The sequence below is a fragment of the Brachyspira sp. genome, assembly GCF_050873525.1.
Classification (GTDB): Bacteria; Spirochaetota; Brachyspiria; order Brachyspirales; family Brachyspiraceae; genus Brachyspira.
Window position 1 is genome coordinate 1 of record NZ_JBNMIZ010000021.1, and the last position, 20,139, is coordinate 20,139.

19 protein-coding genes and 1 tRNA gene are annotated in these 20,139 nt (G+C 32.8%); 11 read left to right on the plus strand and 9 right to left on the minus strand.

What is annotated here, in order from left to right; translation table 11 throughout:
• Positions 1 to 1,192: MFS transporter (locus tag ACR0QS_RS02855; protein WP_432631942.1), on the minus strand; the 1,192-nt coding region annotated here is incomplete at its 3' end.
• Positions 1,193 to 1,342: 150 nt separating this feature from the next.
• On the opposite strand from ACR0QS_RS02855, the gene ACR0QS_RS02860 reads away from it, so the two are divergent.
• From ACR0QS_RS02860 to ACR0QS_RS02870, 3 genes are all read left to right on the plus strand, one after another.
• Entirely contained in the window at positions 1,343 to 1,624 is a 282-nt protein-coding gene (locus tag ACR0QS_RS02860) for a putative quinol monooxygenase (RefSeq protein ID WP_432631943.1), read from the plus strand.
• Between the two features lie 129 nt (positions 1,625 to 1,753).
• Complete coding sequence (locus ACR0QS_RS02865) at positions 1,754 to 3,340, plus strand: peptide ABC transporter substrate-binding protein (protein WP_432631944.1); 1,587 nt, start codon at positions 1,754 to 1,756, stop codon at positions 3,338 to 3,340.
• Between the two features lie 222 nt (positions 3,341 to 3,562).
• On the plus strand, positions 3,563 to 4,399 hold the full coding sequence (locus ACR0QS_RS02870) for a hypothetical protein (protein ID WP_432631945.1): 837 nt from the start codon (positions 3,563 to 3,565) through the stop codon (positions 4,397 to 4,399).
• Between the two features lie 85 nt (positions 4,400 to 4,484).
• On the opposite strand, the gene ACR0QS_RS02875 is transcribed toward ACR0QS_RS02870, so the two are convergent.
• The 5 genes from ACR0QS_RS02875 to ACR0QS_RS02895 form a co-directional block, all read right to left on the minus strand.
• Positions 4,485 to 4,880: a secondary thiamine-phosphate synthase enzyme YjbQ gene (locus ACR0QS_RS02875; protein ID WP_432631946.1), complete on the minus strand. Its 396-nt coding sequence runs from the start codon at positions 4,878 to 4,880 to the stop codon at positions 4,485 to 4,487.
• Positions 4,867 to 5,433, minus strand: a complete 567-nt coding sequence (locus ACR0QS_RS02880; RefSeq protein WP_432631947.1) for a GNAT family N-acetyltransferase — start codon at positions 5,431 to 5,433, stop codon at positions 4,867 to 4,869. The genes ACR0QS_RS02875 and ACR0QS_RS02880 overlap by 14 nt, the downstream gene beginning before the upstream one ends.
• A 48-nt stretch (positions 5,434 to 5,481) precedes the next feature.
• The gene (locus tag ACR0QS_RS02885; protein WP_432631948.1) at positions 5,482 to 6,132 is read right to left on the minus strand and encodes a PIN domain-containing protein; all 651 of its coding nucleotides are present in this window, start codon (positions 6,130 to 6,132) and stop codon (positions 5,482 to 5,484) included.
• Positions 6,133 to 6,327: 195 nt separating this feature from the next.
• A complete protein-coding gene (locus tag ACR0QS_RS02890; protein WP_432631949.1) occupies positions 6,328 to 7,368 on the minus strand; it encodes an N-acetylneuraminate synthase family protein in 1,041 nt (346 codons plus the stop codon).
• An 82-nt stretch (positions 7,369 to 7,450) separates the two neighbouring features.
• Positions 7,451 to 7,523, minus strand: a tRNA-Thr gene (locus tag ACR0QS_RS02895).
• Between the two features lie 374 nt (positions 7,524 to 7,897).
• On the opposite strand from ACR0QS_RS02895, the gene ACR0QS_RS02900 reads away from it, so the two are divergent.
• Both ACR0QS_RS02900 and ACR0QS_RS02905 read left to right on the plus strand, forming a co-directional pair.
• Positions 7,898 to 8,680 carry a 3-hydroxybutyrate dehydrogenase gene (locus ACR0QS_RS02900; protein WP_432631950.1) on the plus strand — a complete coding sequence of 261 codons (783 nt, stop codon included), beginning with the start codon at positions 7,898 to 7,900 and terminating at the stop codon, positions 8,678 to 8,680.
• A gap of 20 nt (positions 8,681 to 8,700) precedes the next feature.
• On the plus strand, positions 8,701 to 9,999 hold the full coding sequence (locus ACR0QS_RS02905) for a GntP family permease (protein ID WP_432631951.1): 1,299 nt from the start codon (positions 8,701 to 8,703) through the stop codon (positions 9,997 to 9,999).
• 75 nt (positions 10,000 to 10,074) lie between these two features.
• Here the strand turns inward: ACR0QS_RS02905 and ACR0QS_RS02910 are convergent, their stop codons facing one another.
• The 3 genes from ACR0QS_RS02910 to ACR0QS_RS02920 all read right to left on the minus strand — a co-directional run bounded on the left by ACR0QS_RS02910 (position 10,075) and on the right by ACR0QS_RS02920 (position 13,388).
• Entirely contained in the window at positions 10,075 to 11,157 is a 1,083-nt protein-coding gene (locus ACR0QS_RS02910) for an OmpA family protein (protein ID WP_432631952.1), read from the minus strand.
• Between the two features lie 35 nt (positions 11,158 to 11,192).
• Positions 11,193 to 11,858: a hypothetical protein gene (locus ACR0QS_RS02915; protein ID WP_432631953.1), complete on the minus strand. Its 666-nt coding sequence runs from the start codon at positions 11,856 to 11,858 to the stop codon at positions 11,193 to 11,195.
• A gap of 204 nt (positions 11,859 to 12,062) precedes the next feature.
• Positions 12,063 to 13,388 (minus strand): DUF4026 domain-containing protein, encoded by a 1,326-nt coding sequence (locus tag ACR0QS_RS02920; RefSeq protein ID WP_432631954.1) that lies wholly within the window; start codon positions 13,386 to 13,388, stop codon positions 12,063 to 12,065.
• Between the two features lie 208 nt (positions 13,389 to 13,596).
• Here ACR0QS_RS02920 and ACR0QS_RS02925 point away from each other — a divergent pair, with 208 nt between their 5' ends.
• The 6 genes from ACR0QS_RS02925 to ACR0QS_RS02950 all read left to right on the plus strand — a co-directional run.
• The gene (locus ACR0QS_RS02925; RefSeq protein ID WP_432631955.1) at positions 13,597 to 15,132 is read left to right on the plus strand and encodes an ABC transporter ATP-binding protein; all 1,536 of its coding nucleotides are present in this window, start codon (positions 13,597 to 13,599) and stop codon (positions 15,130 to 15,132) included.
• A gap of 14 nt (positions 15,133 to 15,146) precedes the next feature.
• Positions 15,147 to 16,238 (plus strand): ABC transporter permease, encoded by a 1,092-nt coding sequence (locus tag ACR0QS_RS02930; protein WP_432631956.1) that lies wholly within the window; start codon positions 15,147 to 15,149, stop codon positions 16,236 to 16,238.
• A 21-nt stretch (positions 16,239 to 16,259) separates the two neighbouring features.
• On the plus strand, positions 16,260 to 17,213 hold the full coding sequence (locus tag ACR0QS_RS02935; protein WP_432631957.1) for an ABC transporter permease: 954 nt from the start codon (positions 16,260 to 16,262) through the stop codon (positions 17,211 to 17,213).
• A 121-nt stretch (positions 17,214 to 17,334) separates the two neighbouring features.
• On the plus strand, positions 17,335 to 18,231 hold the full coding sequence (locus ACR0QS_RS02940) for a tetratricopeptide repeat protein (protein ID WP_432631958.1): 897 nt from the start codon (positions 17,335 to 17,337) through the stop codon (positions 18,229 to 18,231).
• Positions 18,232 to 18,881: 650 nt separating this feature from the next.
• Entirely contained in the window at positions 18,882 to 19,805 is a 924-nt protein-coding gene (locus tag ACR0QS_RS02945) for an ankyrin repeat domain-containing protein (protein ID WP_432631959.1), read from the plus strand.
• Positions 19,806 to 19,911: 106 nt separating this feature from the next.
• On the plus strand, positions 19,912 to 20,139 hold a 228-nt coding region (locus tag ACR0QS_RS02950; protein ID WP_432631960.1), incomplete at its 3' end, for a hypothetical protein.

Sequence of the window (20,139 nt, forward strand, 5' to 3'; positions counted from 1 at the left end):
ATTTATTTCTGTATTTATCATCTATTTTATTTATAAGATTATTAAATTTTTCTTTAAGTAAAGCCGTTCTTTTTTTCTGCCACATTATGTATATCGCTATCGAATAACATATTAAAGAAATTATCATCATAAATAAAAATGCCATGAAGTATGATAAATTTGAAGCGATATATCCGAAAATGAAAGGCATTATTAAAGCGGCAATTCCCGTTAAAGCTTCGTTTACCGCTACATTTGAAACGGAATTTTCCTGGTCTGCCAAAGCGTAATATAAACCGAAAAAATAACCGAAACCGCTCACAAATCCCAAAAATAAAAACGAAATTAAAAGAAAATAAAAATTATTCGTTATTAAAATTATACTCAATGCAATCGGAGTTAATAATCCGACTATCGTAAATATTCTTTTTTTCTCCAAAAATTTAAGATAAAAAGCGCTGATTAAAGAACCCAAAGCCATAAATCCCGCCAAACTTCCAGAAAGAAAACTCGCCGAAATCTTTGAAAGCCCCAATTCTTTTATTCCGTAATCTATAAACATGAATCTTAAAGTATGCAAAACCGCTCCGCCGACAAATATTATTAGCCAGCCTATATAAACTTTGTATCTCGGCGCTCTCATGAAAGGTTCTTCCCATTTATGTTTATTATTCTTAAAATGCAAATGCCTCGACATATAAAAAAGAATAAACATTAAAACGCTGATTAATATTACTATTATAAAACCTATATTTGGATTTAATTCGTAGATTAAACCGCTTATAATGGGACCGACTGCCAAACCTAAAGTCCATGAAAATATAAAAAGTCCGCTGCTTATTCTAACGGGCAAATCTTTTGAAACGGAATCAAGCAAAGATTGAAAACATACAAAAAATACCGTGACGCTCGCTCCGTATAAAAAAGAATAGAATAACGCGATTTGAGGACTAATAAAAAATATGCATAAAAGACTTATTGCCGCTTGAATGCAGGATTCGATATATAATAATTTTGGATAAATCTTTTTTGGAATTTTTAATTTTGAAAATGTTCCCGCGCAAACCATCATTCCCGTCCCGTAAAATACGGCTAAAAGCGAAATAACAAACGCGCTCGCTCCGCTATCGGACAGATTAATAACGAGAACGGTGCTAAATATTCCCGAACATAAATATAAAAGAAAAGGCATAGAGTAAACTAAAAAAGTCATTATTAAACCTCATTACATACATTATTAAAACCAACGATTGAAATATATTATATTATTATTAAAAAAATGATACTATTAATTTTATATTGACATAAGAATAGTTTAAAATACAATCTTATAAAAATAATTTTTAAATTAAGAGGTTTCAAAATGATTAAAATAGTCGCTAAAAATACGGTTAAAAAAGAAAATAAAGCGGATTTTATAAATACGGCAAAAGAACTTATAGAAAAAAGCAGAGCGGAAGAAGGTTGCATATCATATACTCTTAACGAAAGTTTGGACGGAAAATATTTAACATTTATAGAAGAATGGAAAGATGAAAAATCCATAGAAATTCATAACAATTCGGAGCATTTTAAGTCTATAGTTCCAAAGTTATCCAAATTCAAAGAAGGCGATATGGATGTCGTTTTATATAAAGAAGTTTAATTTACAAAATTTTAAAATATAATTTATACGATTTATATTGACATTAATATAATTTAAAATATAATTTCGTTCAATATTTTAAGCCATAATTAAAAAAAATTAAAAATAAAAATGAAAGAGAGTTTTAAAATGAAGAAAATATTTTTTATCTTATTTATAATTATTTGCGTTTCTTGTTCTCAAAATGAAGACGCGATATATGTCAATTTGGGAGCAGAACCTAAAACTATAGACCCCGCTTTGAATATAACTTTGCAAGGTTCTACTTATGTTACGCATTTATTCGAGTGCCTTACGACAAAATATAAGGATATCGCAATTCAGCCTGGGGCGGCGGAAAGCTGGGATATTTCTAATGACGGTTTGACTTATATATTTCATTTAAGAACTAACGGAAAATGGTCGGACGGAAAACCTTTGACTGCGCATGATTTTGAATATTCTTGGAAGCGAGTTGTAAATCCCGATACGGCAAGCGAACCGAGTTATTTATTCGAGCCGATTCTTAATTTTTCTAAAGTGAATTCGGGAGAAATTGATGTAGAAGAATTTGGAATTAAGGCTTTGGACGATTTTACTTTAGAAGTGAAATTGGAAAATCCTACGGCGTATTTTTTGGAATTGGTTAATCTTCCAGTTTTTTCGCCCGTTAGAGAAGATATTGTAGAAAAAAATCCAGACGACTGGACTATGAACCCAAAAACCTGCGTGGGAAACGGCGCTTTTAAAATGCTTGAGCGAAAACCAGACGAAAGCATAACGGTTGTAAAAAATACAAATTATTGGAATAAAGACACTATAGTCGCGGAAAAAATTAAATTCGTTTTGATGGATAATCCGAACTCGGCGGTTGCGGGAGTGAAAGAAGGAGCTTTGCATTTTTCCGATACTTTTCCTTGGCAGGATATTGACATTTTAAGAGACGAAGGTTTGATTGATATTGCCACGAGAATTGGAACTCAATATTATGCCTTAAATACGACAAACGAAATTTTGAAAGATAAAAGAGTGAGACGCGCTTTGTCTTTGGCGATTGACAGAAATTATATAGTCGAAAATATAGTTAAATCTGGAAAACCAGCGGGAGCTTTAGTGCCGAGAGGAGTGACGGATATTGAAGGAGATTTTAGAGAAAACGCGGGAGAATATATAAGCGTTGCCCCGAAAGATTATGAGAGTAATGTTAAAGAAGCGAAAAGATTAATGGCTGAAGCTGGATACCCGAACGGCGAAAATTTTCCCGTTTTGGAATTCTATGTTACATTTAATAACGATATACCGATGTTTGAAGCCGTGCAAAATATGTGGAAAGTTAATTTGGGAATAGACATTAAACTTACTCAAATGGAATTCGCTCCTTTTATTAACGCGTTCAGAACGGAAAGAAATTATACTATGGCGGGAACGAGCTGGACGGGAAGCTATAACGACCCGACTACATTTTTGGGAATGTTCGTAAGTTATTCTTATAAAAATCATTCGCTTTTTACGAATAAAGCTTTTGATGACGAAATTCTTTTAGCGTCAAAAACTATAAACCAGAATATTAGAATGCCCGCTTTACATAGAGCGGAAAAAATTCTTATCGAGGACGAAGCGGTTATAATTCCGATTTATTATTACGAGCCGCCTGTTTTGAAAAGTCCGAAGTTGAAAGATGTTTTTTATATTCCTTTTGCGCAGTATAAATTTTCTTATTCTTATTTGGAAAAGTGATTATTATTTTTAGATTTTTTAGTAATGTTATAATTTTTATATTTTATCCGCATAATAATCTATTTTGAGGAGTATTAAAATCTTATCCTCATAATCTATAAAAGCGTAAACTCTTATGCGAATGATAATTCATTATTCATAATTACAAAATAAAAAATATTTGACGATTTAAAAATAATTGCTATCTTATAAACGGATACAACAATTAATAGGAGGTCGTATATGACAAAAAGAAAAATTTTATGGTTAATAACTCTCGTTATTATGGCTGTTATTATTTCGGTAGCTTGTAAGAAAAAACCTACATCCGCTGGAAATTTTACGGCTGTGGAAGAAGCGCCGGGACAAGAAGGCGAAACCCCTCAGCCAGAAAAAAAATTGCCTATCGACACAAATCAGGGATTGATTCAATTTAAAGGCTTGTCTTTCAAATCGGGCGGTTATATTTTAAACGGCGATTATTCAAAAATCATATATCATTACGCCGATATAAAAGTAGATAGCGACTCAAAACCTTATATAAGCGTTATGACAAAAGATAAAGACGGAAATATCGTAGAAGAAGAAGGAAAATTTTATAATATTTTAAATGAAACGGGAGATGTTTATAATTCGGAAGGCATGAGATATAAAAATAATATAAATACGGCGGTTGCGACTTTCATTGAAGACGGATATTTGAGAATAAAATTTAGCAATTACGGAGCGGAAATTACTTATTCGTTAATTGAAAAAACTGCGGAAGAAGAACAAAAAGACGGATTAAAAAGTTATATCGGAAATTATCAGTCGACTGGCTATTACTCTTTTGCAGGATACGGAACTTTTAAATACGGCGCTAAATTGACGGAATACGAAACTGGAAAATATAGATTGGAACTCACGGGCGGACAATATAATAACAGAAAACCAAATAGAGACGAAACTAAAGATAAAAACGGTTTAACGGCTTTTCATGATTGGCATACATTTTTAATTAGATTCAGCGGAGACAGAAACACTTTATATATTACTTTTCCTAGTTGGAGCAGTCCTGTGGAAATGAAAAAAATTCAATAGAATAAGACTTTAAAATTTTAATAGATTATCTCCGAGACGATGCATGAAAATGTGTCGTCTTTTTTATTTTTATTTTATTCAAAAATTATTTAGAAATTATCTGCACATGAACTTTTCTATTTCTTGCGCCGTCAAATTCAAAGAAGTAAATATTTTGCCAAGTTCCCAAAACTATTTTTGAATTTTCTATTATTACGGTTAAACTCGGAGAGACAAGCGAAGATAAAACATGAGCTTGAGAGTTGCCTTCCGAATGCTCGTAATTATCATGTTGAGGGACTAATTTATTAAGAGCGTTTTTCATGTCAAAAACCACATCTGGGTCGGCGTTCTCGTTTATTCCAATCGCCGCAGTAGTATGAGGAGTGAATATTACCGCTATTCCGTCTCTCGCTTTTTCCTCGTTTACGCATTTTTGGATTTCGTTCGTTATGTCGACTATATCGAATCTCGACTTTGTTTTTATATTAATAGTTTTCATTTTTTAAATACTCTCTTCTTAAAATCGAATAAATCAAACAATCGGTAATTCCGCTATTGTCTTTCAAAGCCTCTCTTAAAATTCCTTCTTTCTTTAATCCGCATTTAATCATAACTTTCCCCGAATAAATATTTTTTTCGTTATGAACCGCCTCTATTCTATTTAATTTTACTTCTTCAAAAAAGAATTTTATTATTCTTTCAAAAGCTTCGGTGGTTATTCCTTTATTCCAATATTTTTTTGAAATGCAATATCCTATATGAACCATCTCTATATTGTCGTCATTTTTAGCCGCTCCTATGCTTCCGATAGCTTGATTATTTTCTTTTAAGACTATAGCCCAGTTATAAAAATCGTTTTTAGGATAATTGTTAGTCCAGCTTTTTAATATTTCTTTACTTTTTTCAATATTCGGATGCGTTTGCCAAGATAAATATTTTGTAACCTCGCTGTTGCCCGCCCAGTTATTATACATATCTTCGGCGTCTTCGATTTTGAATTTTCTTAATATAAGTCTTTCGGTTTCTAAATTGATTGTTCCTAAATGTTTCATATAAAATAAAATTGATAGTTATGTTTTTATTTCTTATTTTTTAATTCTCTAAAATCTACGGTTTTTCCTTCCAAATCCTTTATATATATTTGCATTAAAGGGTTTAGCTTTATAACCTTTATTTTTTGACATTATTCCCACTATTCCAGCACCTATCAATCCTATAGCGCCTATCACCCCAGTTACTGCGCCGATTACTTCTGATATATTAATATTATTCGCAAATATTTTTGGATTGTCATTTTTAAACTCTTGTAAAGTCTTTACTTTTACATCATATGTATTGGCATATAATTTTAGGTTTCCATCTTGACTTACAATAACTACTTCCATATTTCTATATTTTTCTTTAATATTTTTAGCTAACGCAATAAATTGAAGGTCTGGTTTTTTATCATAAAAATTAACTTCTCTATGTTTTAAATTATATCTATCCAAATAGAGCATGCAATCGTTTTTGAGTTTATAGCCGTCTTTTGATAAATTAGTTATATTAGATTTTTCTTTTAAATAATTTAGAAAAATTCTCGGATATTTATTTTGCTTTTTAAGTTTATCTTTAAGTTTAGGTTTATCAAGTTCATCTAAAACAGTTTGCGGAATAACTATATTACACATTAGAATATCTAAAATGTTCGGACAATTTATTATTATATTTGTGTCTAAAATCGCTATAGGATAATCTTTATTGAAATTCATGTTTACTCCATAAAATTTTATTGATGGAAGTATTATATAATGAATTTTATAAAAAACAAACCCAATGCATATCCGCATAAGGTTTCAAAAATTATATTATAATATATAAAAGAATGTAGATTATCCGCAAGCTTTTAAATTGCCGTTGTCATTACGAGGATTTGATGCCGTAGGCGGGGCTTTTTTATTCTTTAGTTATTTTGTAAATTCCTCAAAACTTAAAGCCGTGAAAGATTTTTTATCTATTTTCAATTTTTTACCGATTATTTTGTTATAATATTTTACGGGGATTCCAACGCAGGGACGCAAAGCTATTAAGTCCTTTTCTTTTATGATTTCATTTTTAAGCATGCTATGATTTAAATATATTCCTCTTTTTGCAAATATAAGTTCTTTTTTTTCCTGCGAGCTTAATTCTTTTTCTTTTCTTAATGCCTTTTCTCCGCCGAGCATAATTAAAGCGTTATTAAGCGAATTAATTAAATTGCCCATAGATTTTGTATCCAAACTTATTATATGGTCGCCAGATTTTTTTTCGGGGGTTATCGTAAAATGTTTTTCTATTATTCTCGCTCCCAAAGTAAACGCTATTATCGGAGCTTCTATTCCTATTGTATGGTCCGAATAGCCGATTATATTTTCTTTAAATAATTTATTCATAACCGATATTCTATTTAACCGAGCGTTTTTTAAAGGAGTAGGATATTCAACCGAACAATGAAGCAATGCAACTTCGTTATTTTTTAATATTTTTAACGCTTCGTTTATATCTTTATTCGAGGCAAGTCCCGTTGACATTATTACTGGTTTTTTCGTTTTTGCAATCGCGTTTAATAGAGGAATATTGTCAATGTCGCAGGAAGCGATTTTATATATTTCAATATTATTTTCTTCCATTTCCAAAACCGATTCTACTGAAAAAGGCGTGCTTATAAAAATAATATTATTCTTTTTCGCTTCCGCCATTAAAGGTTTATACCATTCTTTTTTGAAAATTATATTATTTATTCCATCGAGAGCGTCTTCGGGCAGTTTTAATTTTTTCGTATATTCTTTTACGGCAAATAAATTATTCATCGTAAAACTTTGAAATTTAATCGCGTGAGCGCCAGATTTAGCCGCTTCTCTAACCATTTTTAGCGCCGTTTTAAAATCGCCTTCATGATTGCATCCCGCTTCGGCTATGACAAAGAATTTCTTTTTATTTATAAGATTTTTTAATTTTGTAGAACTCATAATAATATCCGTAATTAATAAAATGTATAATATAATTATCGAATAATTGACTATGATTATTTAATTATTGAAGAGTTTAATGAGCTGGTGATGGGACTCGAACCCGCAACCGGCTGATTACAGATCAGCTGCTCTACCAATTGAGCTACACCAGCGATTAATGAATTTATTTTTAATTAATTTCAATGAATATTGTATAATATAAAAATAAAATTGCAAGTTTTAATTTAAAAATATTTTTCTAAATACTTGACATTTCAAATTTTTTGTATATACTTAATAATATGATTAACATAATAAACTATAAATTAACATACTATATGTGCATTTGCAACGCAACGCAACGCAACGCAACGCAACGCAACGCAACGCAACGCAACGCAACGATATTCTTATACAAATTATTTAAAATTATTTTTTCTAAAAAATTTAAATTATGCATTCGTCATAATATCAATTTATTTAAGCAATATATCTATATTTTTAATTTCAATAAAAATTTAATAAATCAAAGATTGGAGGAAAAACTATGACTTTAAACAACAAAGTAGCGTTAGTAACGGGTTCGGCAAGCGGTTTGGGTAAAGCTTCCGTGCAAAGACTGGCTAAAGACGGAGCAGCCGTTGTGGTAGCCGATTTGAATCTTGAAGGCGCTAAACAGGTAGCCGAAGAGATTAAAGCGAGCGGCGGAAAGGCAATGGCTCTTTCTATGGATGTAACGAGCGAGGAAGATGTGAATAACGGTTTCAAAAAAACTATAACCGATTTTGGCGGTATTGATATAGTTTTTTCAAACGCGGGCATTCAAATAGTTCATCCTATAGAAGAATTCCCTTTCGCAGAATGGAAAAAAATGATGGCTATTCATGCGGACGGAGCTTTTCTAACGGCAAAAGCTGCGTTTACCGAAATGAAAAAGTCGGGAAAAGGCGGAAAAATTATATTCATGGGTTCGGCTCATTCTCATCTGGCTTCTCCTTTCAAATCTCCTTATTGTTTCGCTAAACATGGACTTTTGGGACTAGCGAGAGTTTTGGCAAAAGAGGGCGGAGAATTCAATATTTATACTTATGTCGTATGTCCTGGATTTGTTAGAACTCCTTTGGTTGAAAAGCAGATTCCAGAACAGGCGAAAATAAAGGGAATTACGGAAGAGGAAGTTATAAGCACAATCATGCTTAAAGATACGGTGGATAAAAAATTTACCACTTTGGAAGAAGTCGCTAATTTGGTTTCTTTCTTTGCGCATGATGAAAACGGAGTTATGACGGGACAGTCGCTGCTGGTAAGTCATGGCTGGGGAATGTGTTAATTTAATTGAAGGAGTAAATTATGTTAGGTATTCTACTTGGTTTAATATGTCTCGCGTTTCTTACTTATAAAGGAATGTCGATTTTGTGGGTAGCGCCCGTTTCGGCTTTAGTCGTGGCGGCGTTCGGCGGAATGAATTTGCTCGAAGCGTTTACGGGAGATTTTATGCAGGCTTTCGGCGGATACGCTCAAAGCTGGTTTCCTATGTTTATGCTCGGAGCTATATTCGGTAAAGTTATGGAAGTTACAGGAGCGGCGGAAAGTATAGCGCATTTTCTCGCTAAACTAATCGGATATAAAAGAGCGATAATAGCGGTTGTGGTTATATGCGGCGTTCTAACTTACGGCGGAGTTTCTTTATTCGTAGTGGTTTTCGTTATGTATCCTATGGGTTTGGCTTTATTCAGAGAAGCTAATCTTCCAAGAAAAATGCTTCCTGGTTCGATAGCTTTGGGAGCTTTCGCTTTCACTATGACGGCATTACCTGGAAGTCCGCAGCTTACGAATGTTATTCCCGCGACTTATTTCGGAACTGGTCCTATGAGCGCTCCAGTTATCGGTATAATATGCGGTATATTGATGTTTATATTGGGAATATTATGGCTTCAATATAGAACGAAAAAATTGCAGGCTTCGGGAGAGGTTTTTGACGAACCCGAAGGCGAAACCGCGAGCGGAATTTCAAATCCCGAAGATTTGCCTAAATGGTATCTTGCGATAATTCCTCCAGTATTGATTATAGTTCTTTTTAACGCGGTTAAATTGAATATAGTAGTCGCTTTGCTTGCGGGAGTATTGGCGGGCATAATAATATTTATAAGAAGAATAAAAACTTTCGGCAATGTAATAAAAACTCTAAACGATGGAGCCGCTGGTTCTATGCTTGCCATTCTTAATACCGCAGCTGGAGTTGGATTTGGAGGCGTAATAAAAGCCGTTCCAGGTTTCGAGCAGTTAAAAACTTTGGTAACTGGAATAGACGCTTCTCCTTTAATATCAGAAGCTATAGCGATTAATGTATTGGCGGGAGCAACTGGTTCTTCTTCTGGCGGAGTTTCGATAGTTTTAGAGGCTTTGGGTCCGCAGTTTATAGAATTAGCCGAACAAAGCGGAATAGCTTTAGAGGTTTTTTCGAGAGTCGCTTCAATATCGGCTGGCGGTTTGGATACGCTTCCACAATGCGGAGCCGTTTTAACCGTTCTTGCGGTAACCAAATTGACGCATAAAGATTCTTATATAGATATATTTATGTGCTGCACGGTAATTCCTATAAGCGCGACTATTCTTGCCATAATATTAGGAACTCTTGGAGTCGTATAAATAAATTATTAATTTGGAAAATAAAAAAGCGGTAGAGATTTAATTTCTACCGCTTAATTTTTGTTAATAGTTATTTTATTCTTCTTTGATTCCTTCCTGATATTTAGTTAATTCTTCAGGGCTTCTTATTATAATAAACTCAACTCTTCTGTTCAATCTATTAAAATTATATTCGCTGAATCTATAACTAACTCCGCTTTCTATCAATCTGTTTCTCTTTACGCCCGCTCTAACAAGTTTTGAAATGGCGCTTCTTGACCTTCTTAAAGAAAGACCGCTATTGAAATCGTATTCTCCAACTCTGTCCGTATGTCCTTCCACAACCAATTGAAAATTAGTATTTTGTTTCATAAACTCCGCAACATATTGAACGGTATCGTCATAATCAGAATCTATATAGTATTTTTCAAATGCGAATCTTATAGGTTTTTCCAAAATTAAAAGCTCTCCTCTTGGAAGCGTTCTCGTTTGATAACCATTTTGATAAGTGTTTGTAGCCGTAGCTTGATTATCTTGATTCGCTCTTCTTCTTGTCGTTGCAGGTCTTCTTTCCTGACTTGGGCTAGAAGTCGGTTGTTTTTCTTCTACGGTTTCGTTAGTTTGAGTTCCGCGAGAAGGTCTGCTTTGAGAAGGCTTACTTTCTTGAGCTGCCTGATTTGTCTGAGTAGTAGAAGATTGACTTCCGTTAGCGGGTTTTTTAGTATCGTTTGTTTGAGCAGGCGCGCTATTTTGATTAGCCTGACTTTCTTGATTCGCTCTGCTTCCTCTCGTAGGTTGTTTAGTTTCGTTCGTTTGAGCAGGCGCGCTATTTTGATTAGCCTGACTTTCTTGAGTCGCTCTGCTTCCTCTCGTAGGTCTAGTTTCGTTCGTTTGGGCAGGCGCGCTATTTTGGTTAGCCTGACTTTCTTGAGTCGCTCTACTTCCTCTCGTAGGTCTTTTGCTCTCGCTTTCTTGCTTTGCCTGATTTTCTCTTTCCGCTATTTCCCTTTCTATTTGAGGATTTCGAGTTTCAACTGGAGGTTCCGCTTCAGGCATGTATAAAGGACCTTCCACCTTATGAGAAACATAAAGCACTACGGTGGAATGCTTCATAGAAGAACATCCGTAAAACGCGAAAAATATAATCGGCAATACTATAAAAAAACATTTTTTAAGCATAAATTACACTCCTGAAATTAACTTTTTAGGATAACTTAAGGTTTGGTAAATCTAAACGATAAAAGAACATCATGCGCCGACTTATATCCAAACATCGCTTGTTGTCCAATTACAAATCTATATCCCAAATCTAAAGTAAACCAACTGGTAACATGAAATGCAAATCCGCCTCCAATTCCCGCATAAAGCGTAGTAGTCGAAGTTCCAGTTCTGATTTGTCTTAGTCCTATATTAGTATTACCTGCGGCTGTAGGCTCATCGGTTACATATCCTATTCTTGCTCCTACATTCAATCCTAAATATATCGCCATAAAAGGTCTTTTTATGGTATAAACGCTCTTTGTGGTTAGAGTATCCAATTCGCTCGACCTAACATGAAATAAATTCAAATCGTAGTAAATGCCCGCCGTTACAGTATGAATTGTGTTTCTCGTATTTGTTGTAAGAACTCTTCCGATATATTCCAATTCCACTCTAACAGGTATAGGAAAAGGCTCTTTTAATCTAAAAAGGTCAAATCCTACTGACACTCCGCCGCCAGCGTAATGATTCCATATCCTTCCGCTTGGATTTTCAGGGGAGTAAACTACTTTAGGAGCTATATAAATTCCCTCCAAATCGTATCCGTAAACTTTTGCGCCCTGATAAAAAATTGAGACTGTGATAAAAAGAATTGTTAAGATAAAACTTGTTCGTTTCATAATCGGTATCCTCTCCTTTGTATTTTTCTTTGAAATTAAGAAGCGCCGTGCTATTTAGCGATTATTCTTATACTTATAGTATAATACAAAATCTTTAAATAATCAAGCGTTTCATTAATTTTTTTACAATCTTTACCCATTTTTATCGGATTTTTTTAAAAATGTTAAATAATTTTTTTTATTTTATTATTATTTTTTATGATTTTAAGAGAAAAGCAAATAAATATTCCCAGAATTATATATTCCTTCATCCGTATATATTTGCCAGTCGGTAAGATTTTCCATACTATGAATGCCTCTGTCTCCTTCATGAATCCCAAGGTCTTTATAAGGTTCGTTTAATAAAGTGGCGTCAAAATAGCCTTCTTTAGTAAAATCATGAACCTCGAACCATAAATGTTCCAAGTCTTTATTCGATTTATTTTCTTTATATCCTAATTTTACCAAAAAAGAAATTTTATCGTCTCCTTTATTTTTATTTAATAATTCCAAAAAATATTCAATCTTTTCAAAAGCCGCCTCTCTCATTATTTCCGTTTCAAAACTGCTTAAAAGGAATACGGGATTGTCAGTAAGTTCTTTTTTAAAATAATCGAGAGTGTGATAATTTCCGTTTCCGTCTACCGCAATTAAAGCTCCAGAAGGATTATTATGAATGCCATCGTTTCTATCTTTAAAACCGCCCGAAAAATCTTTATCTATATTAAGTTTTTTCAAAGCGTTTTCCCAAGGAAGCCAGCAAACTTTCACTTTATAAGAAGGCGAAAATACGAAGCCCGATTCTGGAACTCCGTTTTGTATAAAAAGTTTTGCGCAAGTATTTAATAATTGTCCGTAAGCGGCGTTAGAATCTTCGACTCCTATTATTTCAAGTTCAATGCATCCCACTCTATAAAGTCCATGCGTATGAAACCAGTATTCTATTTTATCTGGATTCTTATCGTCATCGTATATCGCATGAATCGTATAAAGATAATCCAAAGACGGAGGAAGCGAAAAAGTGGAAGTATATTTCAGCCATTCTCCCGAGCGTGCGGTAAAGCATGAAATATCCAAAAAAATTGAAACATCCGCCGTAATGCTGTTGAGTAATTTTAACTGTCTTTGATAATCGGTTAAAGGAAAATTATTAAATATTGTCGAAATATGAATCGCATATTTGCATTTTGTCGCTTCTATATAGTCGCTTTCATGAACCGTATTAACAGAAAAAACTTCAGGCAAATTTTCCGTAACGCTCGCAGCTTCGATTAAAGCTATATAAAATATAAGTTCGTCATTGTTTTTAGATTCTTCATTTTCTTTATTATTCGTATCGCTTTCCATAACCATTGGCAAATATTGCAATTTTAGCGAAACTTCCCAAATTGATTTTTCTATTATATGTTTTTTATTTTCTTCAAATTCTATAATTATAAATTCATCCGATTCGTTTAATATTTCTTTCAATTCTTCTATTGTCATATTATGGTCGTATTCTTTTGAAAAAACCGCCGCCATAGAAGATTCTCTTTTTAGATTGTTATTCATTATTTATCCGTTTAATTTTATAAAGTTTAAATTTATGATAAAATAAAAACTTCTTTTTTGCAATAATTTTTAAATGATTTTTAAATGATTTTTAAAAATTAAATAAAATATAATCGAATAAAAAAATAATAAAGTATTTCATTTTTCTAAAAAATAATATAAAATATAAATATTGATAATCTTTTAACTAATCATTAAGGATTTTATTATGCCTAATACAAACGAAGATTATGTTGTGGAAATGCTCGGCATCACAAAAAGATTTAAGGGAATAACGGCAAACGACAATATTACCCTGCAATTGAAACGAGGCGAAATACATGCTTTGCTCGGCGAAAACGGAGCGGGAAAATCGACTTTAATGAGCGTCCTATTCGGGCTTTATAAACAGGAAGAAGGAATCATAAAAGTTAACGGAAAAGAAGTTAATATCGACAATCCTAACACGGCAAACGCTTTGGGAATAGGAATGGTTCATCAGCATTTTAAACTCGTCCATAATTTTACCGCTTTGGAAAATATTATACTTGGAGTTGAAACTGTTAAAAACGGAATCTTGCAAATGGAAGAGGCGAGAAAAAAAGTCTTGGAATTAAGCAAAACTTACGGACTCGAAATTTATCCCGATTCTTTGATTAGCGATTTAACCGTTGGAATGCAGCAGAGAGTGGAAATATTAAAAATGCTTTATAGAGAAAACGATATACTTATATTTGACGAACCTACCGCAGTTTTGACGCCGAACGAAATTGAAGAATTAATGAAAATAATGAAATCTCTAACTAAAGAAGGAAAATCAATATTATTCATAACTCATAAATTAAACGAAATAAAAGAAGTCGCCGACAGATGCTCGGTTTTGCGAAAAGGAAAATATATAGGAACTATAGATGTAAAAGACGCCACAAAAGAAGAAATGTCCGAAATGATGGTTGGAAGAAAAATATCTTTAGTCGTTGAAAAAAGCGAAGCGAAACCTAAAGATGTAATTTTATCGGCTCATGATTTAAATATAAAATCTCATAAAAGCTCAAAGAATATTATTAAAAATGTTTCTTTTGAAGTGAGAGCGGGAGAGATTGTCTGTATCGCTGGAATTGACGGAAACGGACAGAGCGAATTAATTTACGCGCTTACGGGATTGATGGAATTAAATTCTGGAAACATAAAATTAAAAGGACATGATATTACGAATTTAAGCATAAGAAAAAAAACTTTAAATGGAATTGGGCATATTCCCGAAGACAGACATAAATACGGTTTGGTTTTGGATTATACTTTGGGAGAGAATTTGATTCTTCAAACTTATTTTACCGAAAAATTCCAAAATAACGGATTCTTAAAATTTAAAGAGATGGAAAATTATTCAAAATCTTTAATAGAGAAATTCGATATAAGAAGCGCCGAAGGATTCAAAACTATAGCGAGAAGTATGTCGGGTGGTAATCAGCAGAAAGCGATTATAGCGCGAGAAATTGACAGAGAACCCGATTTACTTATAGCAGTTCAGCCGACGCGCGGACTCGATGTTGGAGCGATTGAATATATACATAAAGAACTTATTAATCAGCGCGATAACGGAAAGGCGGTTTTGCTCGTTTCTTTGGAACTTGATGAAGTAATGAATTTAAGCGATAGAATACTCGTTATGTTCGAAGGCGAAATAGTGGCTAATCTTTATCCTAACGATTTAACTGTAAACGAACTCGGACTTTATATGTCGGGTTCAAAGAGAAGCGCGTAAAAGGAGCAGACAAAATGAAAAACCGAATAATTAATATACTTGAAAAAGACGGTTTCGTTAAAATATTTTCTTCGTTTCTTGCAATAATAATAGGACTTTTGCTCGGACTAATAATACTTCTTATAAGCAATTATAAAGACGCTTTACCAGCTTTTATGACAATACTTGCGGGCGGATTTTCGGGCGGAAGCAGAGGAATGGGACAGGTTATTTATACGGCTACTCCTTTAATATTAACGGGGCTTTCGGTTGGTTTCGCTTTCAAAAACGGACTCTTTAATATAGGAGCGCCAGGACAATTTATAGTCGGAGCTTACGCGGCGGTTTTAGTCGGAGTTAAATGCGTTTGGCTTCCAGCGGGACTTCATTGGATTTTGGCTTTATTCGTTTCTTTTATTGCGGGCGGTTTATGGGCTTATTTACCCGGACTTTTGAAAGCAAAATTCAATGTTAATGAAGTTATCTCAAGCATTATGATGAATTATATTGGAATGTATCTGGTTAATTATTTGGTTACTCTCACGGTTTACGATGTTTTAAAAAATCAGTCTCAAAATATTCCTCCTTCTGGCACAATTCCGACAATGGGATTAAACGCGATATTTAGAGGTTCGAGCGCAAACGGAGGATTTTTTATAGCGATAATAATGGTAATAATAATTTATATAATTCTTTCAAAAACTACTTTCGGATTCGAGCTTAAAGCCTGCGGACTTAATAAAGAAGCGAGTAGATACGCGGGAATAAACGAAAAAAGAAATATAATTTTATCGATGGTTATAGCGGGAGCTTTGGCGGGACTCGGCGGCGGTTTATTATATTTATCGGGCGTGGGAAAACATATTGAAGTTGTAGACATTTTGGCGGAAGAAGGATTTATGGGAATTCCTATAGCTTTACTCGGTTTGTCGCATCCAGTCGGAATATTGATAGCGGGAATATTTATCGCTCATATAACGGTTGGAGGATTCTATATGCAAATATACGATTTTACTCCAGAGATTATAGAAATGATAATATCGTCTATAATTTATTTTAGCGCGTTCGCTTTGATGTTTAGAAGCATTGTAGGATTTATTTCCAAAAAACTTAAAAAAGAAAATTAAAAAAATTAAAAAGGATAATATATGGAAACGATTTATTTTTTAGTTCAGCAGACAATGTTATTTTCAATTCCTCTTTTGCTTGTCGCTTTGGGCGGAATGTTTTCGGAAAGAAGCGGAGTCGTTAATATAGCTTTGGAAGGAATAATGATTATAGGAGCTTTCACGGGAATATTTTTTATAAGCAGATTTGGAAATTTATTTTCTCCGACTATAACTTTATTTATTGCAATAATAATTTCGGCTTTATCGGGTTTAATATTTTCTTTGCTTCATGCATACGCTTCGATTAATATGAGCGCGGACCAGGTTATAAGCGGGACTGCCTTAAATATATTTGCTCCAGCTTTTGCAATATATGTTACGAGGGCGATTCAAGTAGTTCAGCAAATTTCTTTTGTAAATAATTTTAGAATAGAATCAGTTCCGATTTTGGGAAGCATTCCGATTATAGGAAATTTATTATTTAAAAACGCATATATAACCTCATATTTGGGATTCGTTATTTTAATTTTGTCATGGTTTGCGCTTTATAAAACGAGATTCGGTTTAAGATTAAGAAGCTGCGGAGAGCATCCTCAAGCGGCGGATTCGGTTGGAATCAATGTTTATAAAATGCGATATTTTGGAGTTGCAATTTCTGGAGCTTTGGCGGGAATCGGAGGTTTGGTATTCGTTATTCCAACTTCAACAAATTTTAACGCCACAGTCGCTGGATACGGATTTTTGGCTTTGGCGGTTTTGATATTCGGACAATGGAAACCTATGCGAGTTCTTTATGCTGCTTTCTTTTTCGGATTAATGAAAACTTTGGCATCCGCTTATTCGGGAATTCCTATACTTTCAAATTTGCCGATTTCAAACAGCATATATAAAATGATTCCTTATATAACCACGATAATAGTTCTGGCTTTTACCTCAAAAAACTCTCAAGCTCCAAAGGCTTCGGGTTTGCCTTATGATAAAAGTATGAGATAAAATATTATAAGAATTTTATCATAAAATTTATTTAAAAATTTATTTAAATTTTTTCTTAAATGTTTTTATGCGATTTCCGAAAATATATAAAAATACAAATTATACTTTATGGAGTTAAAAAATGTTGAAAAAATCTTTAATTATATTTTTGTCATTAATTTTACTTTCTTCAATTTTTGTAATATCTTGTGGTAAAGACGAGCAAAATGTAGAGGACGATTATATAAGTCAGATAGAACAGGAATATCAGCAGTCGACAAATCAGCAGGATGTAGTTTTGGAATCGAATAATTTTGAATCGAATCAATTTCAAGACAATTTGCAAGCTAATAATAACAATAATAATTTTAATCAAAGTTTTGAAAGTAGACCCGTTCCGTCTACGCCCGTTAGAACTTCCAGACCAGTAAGAAGAGGACCGAGAAAAGCCACGATAAATACTTTTTACAGTCCTTGGGCTCCTACGCATAGAACGGACCCTTTAGTAATTAGAGAGATAAGAGTTATGATTGCAAATAAAGAATATACGAGAGCGAGAAATTATATTGATAATTTGGATTTGAATAATTTGCCTGCGGGAGTAGATTTGGGACAGATTTATCAGTTTAAGGGAATAGTTCATTATTTTCTTTCAAAAAACAATAGAAACAATATTTCTTTAGCGGATGCGGCATTTAAAAATGTTATGAATAATACGAGCATAGAAAAATTTAAACCGCTTTCTTTATTGTGGAACGGAATGCTTTATCAAACTTATTCTACGGATATGAGCCAGTTGCAAAGTGCGGTAGATATGTTCGATAGAATTATTAACGAATATCCAAGCACGAGATTCGCAAACGACGCGACTTTCTATAAAGCCGTTACGCTAAAAAAGATGGGAAGACCTGAAAACGAATATAACGATTTATTCTTATCGGTAAGACGCGGAGGATTTGCGGACACTTTAGTTTTCTCTCAAGTCGTTAATGATTATGTATCGGCAAACAATTTGGTAGATAGAGAATTATTAAGATAATATTTATAATAGATAAGGTTTTCATTTTTAATATAGGCAGGGTTTAAAAGCTCTGCCGTTTTTATTTTATAGCGCATTATTTTTTTTAATTTGGATTTCTTCACTTACAAAAGGCGGGTTTTAGTCTCGTTCGTAATAATAATTTTTTGTAATTAGAAATTTTTATTTGTTATTACGACTTACTTTTGTTTGTCATTGCGAGCCGATTTATCGGCGTGGCAATCCACTTAAATAAAATTTGATTTTTAAATTCAACTTTATTAATTTTGGATTGCTTCGGCAGTAGCCTCGCAATGACAGATTAATTAAAAATTTCAATGACATAATTTTTTTATTTTAAACTATTGACAAATTTTTAATCCATGCTATACTTCATTAAAATAATTAAAGTTAATAAACTATGAACTATAAAAACATCATAAATAAACAATACTGTAATTTTGTTAAGCAAAGCAAAGCAAAGCAAAGCAAAGCAAAGCAAAGCAAAGCCTGTATTGTATCTTTTAATTAATAATTATTTTAAATTTCTATTTCAAAAATATTTTTTAAATTTAGTTAAATCTTTTTTAACTTCAATTAATTTCTTAATTAAAAAGGTTGTCATTTGTCAAAGTAGTATAGCAATGGCAGTTGAAACAAGGAGATAAAAAATGTATAAAAAATTAACATTCACAATTATTTTAATTTTAAGTTCTATAGTGGCGTCTTGCTCTAATCAGAATTCATTTCAAAATTCATTATTAAGTTATGAACATTTAAGCAGTATTAATTATAAAGGCGAAGATGGTGATACCTCTTTAATCTCGGCTTCATATAATGGAGATTTGGAATTGGTAAAATATTTAGTAGACAACGGAGCGGATATTAACAATAAAGATAAAGACGGCGATACCGCTTTAATGTTAGCTTCATATAGAGGACATTCGGAAGTGGTTAAATATTTAATAGAAAACAAAGCCAATATTAATAACAGAAATAAATATAATTTGACAGCTTTAATGTATGCTTCATACAATGGACATTTGGAAGTAGTTCAGTATTTAATAGAAAATGGAGCTAATATTAATGATATAATGGAATATGACGGCAGAACTGTTTTAATGAGAGCTTTAGAAAATAATATAGAAATAGTTAAATATTTAGTAGAAAATGGAGCGGATGTTAATGCTAAAAATAAAGACGGCGATACCGTTTTAATGAGAGCTTCAGAATATGGAAATATAGATATAGCTAAATATTTAGTAGAAAACGGAGCGGATGTTAATGCTAAAAATAAAGAAGGCGATACGGCTTTAATTATGGGAGCTTCAAAATTAAATGTGGTAGTTTCAGGCTATGAAAATATAGAAATAGTTAAATATTTAGTAGAAAATGGAGCAGATGTTAATTCTAAAAATAAAGAAGGCTGTACCGCTTTAATGGAAGCTTCATATGATGGAGATTTTGAAGTAGTTAAATATTTAGTGGAGAACGGAGCAGATGTTAATGCTAAAGATAATATCGGCTGGACTTCTTTAACATATGCTTCAGCTGAGGAGATAAGAAAAATATTATTGGAAGCGGGCGCTAAATAGATTGCCACGCCTCACGCTGTGTGCCTACGGCAACGGCTCGCAATGACAGTTGGAAAAAATTAAAATTAAAATTTTTTTATAATTAGATTAAACAAGGAGAAAAACAATGTATAAAAAATTAAGTTTTATAATTATTTTAATTTTAAGTTTTGGAATAATATCCTGTTTTATGCAGAATTCATTTAAACTAAAAATTGATAGTTATGAATATGTAATAACCACTAATAATATTAATGATACATTTAAGGCTATTATAGATAATAATATATACGACATGACGCCTTTAATATACGCTTCATTTTCTGGAAATCTTCCGCTTGCTAAATTTTCAATA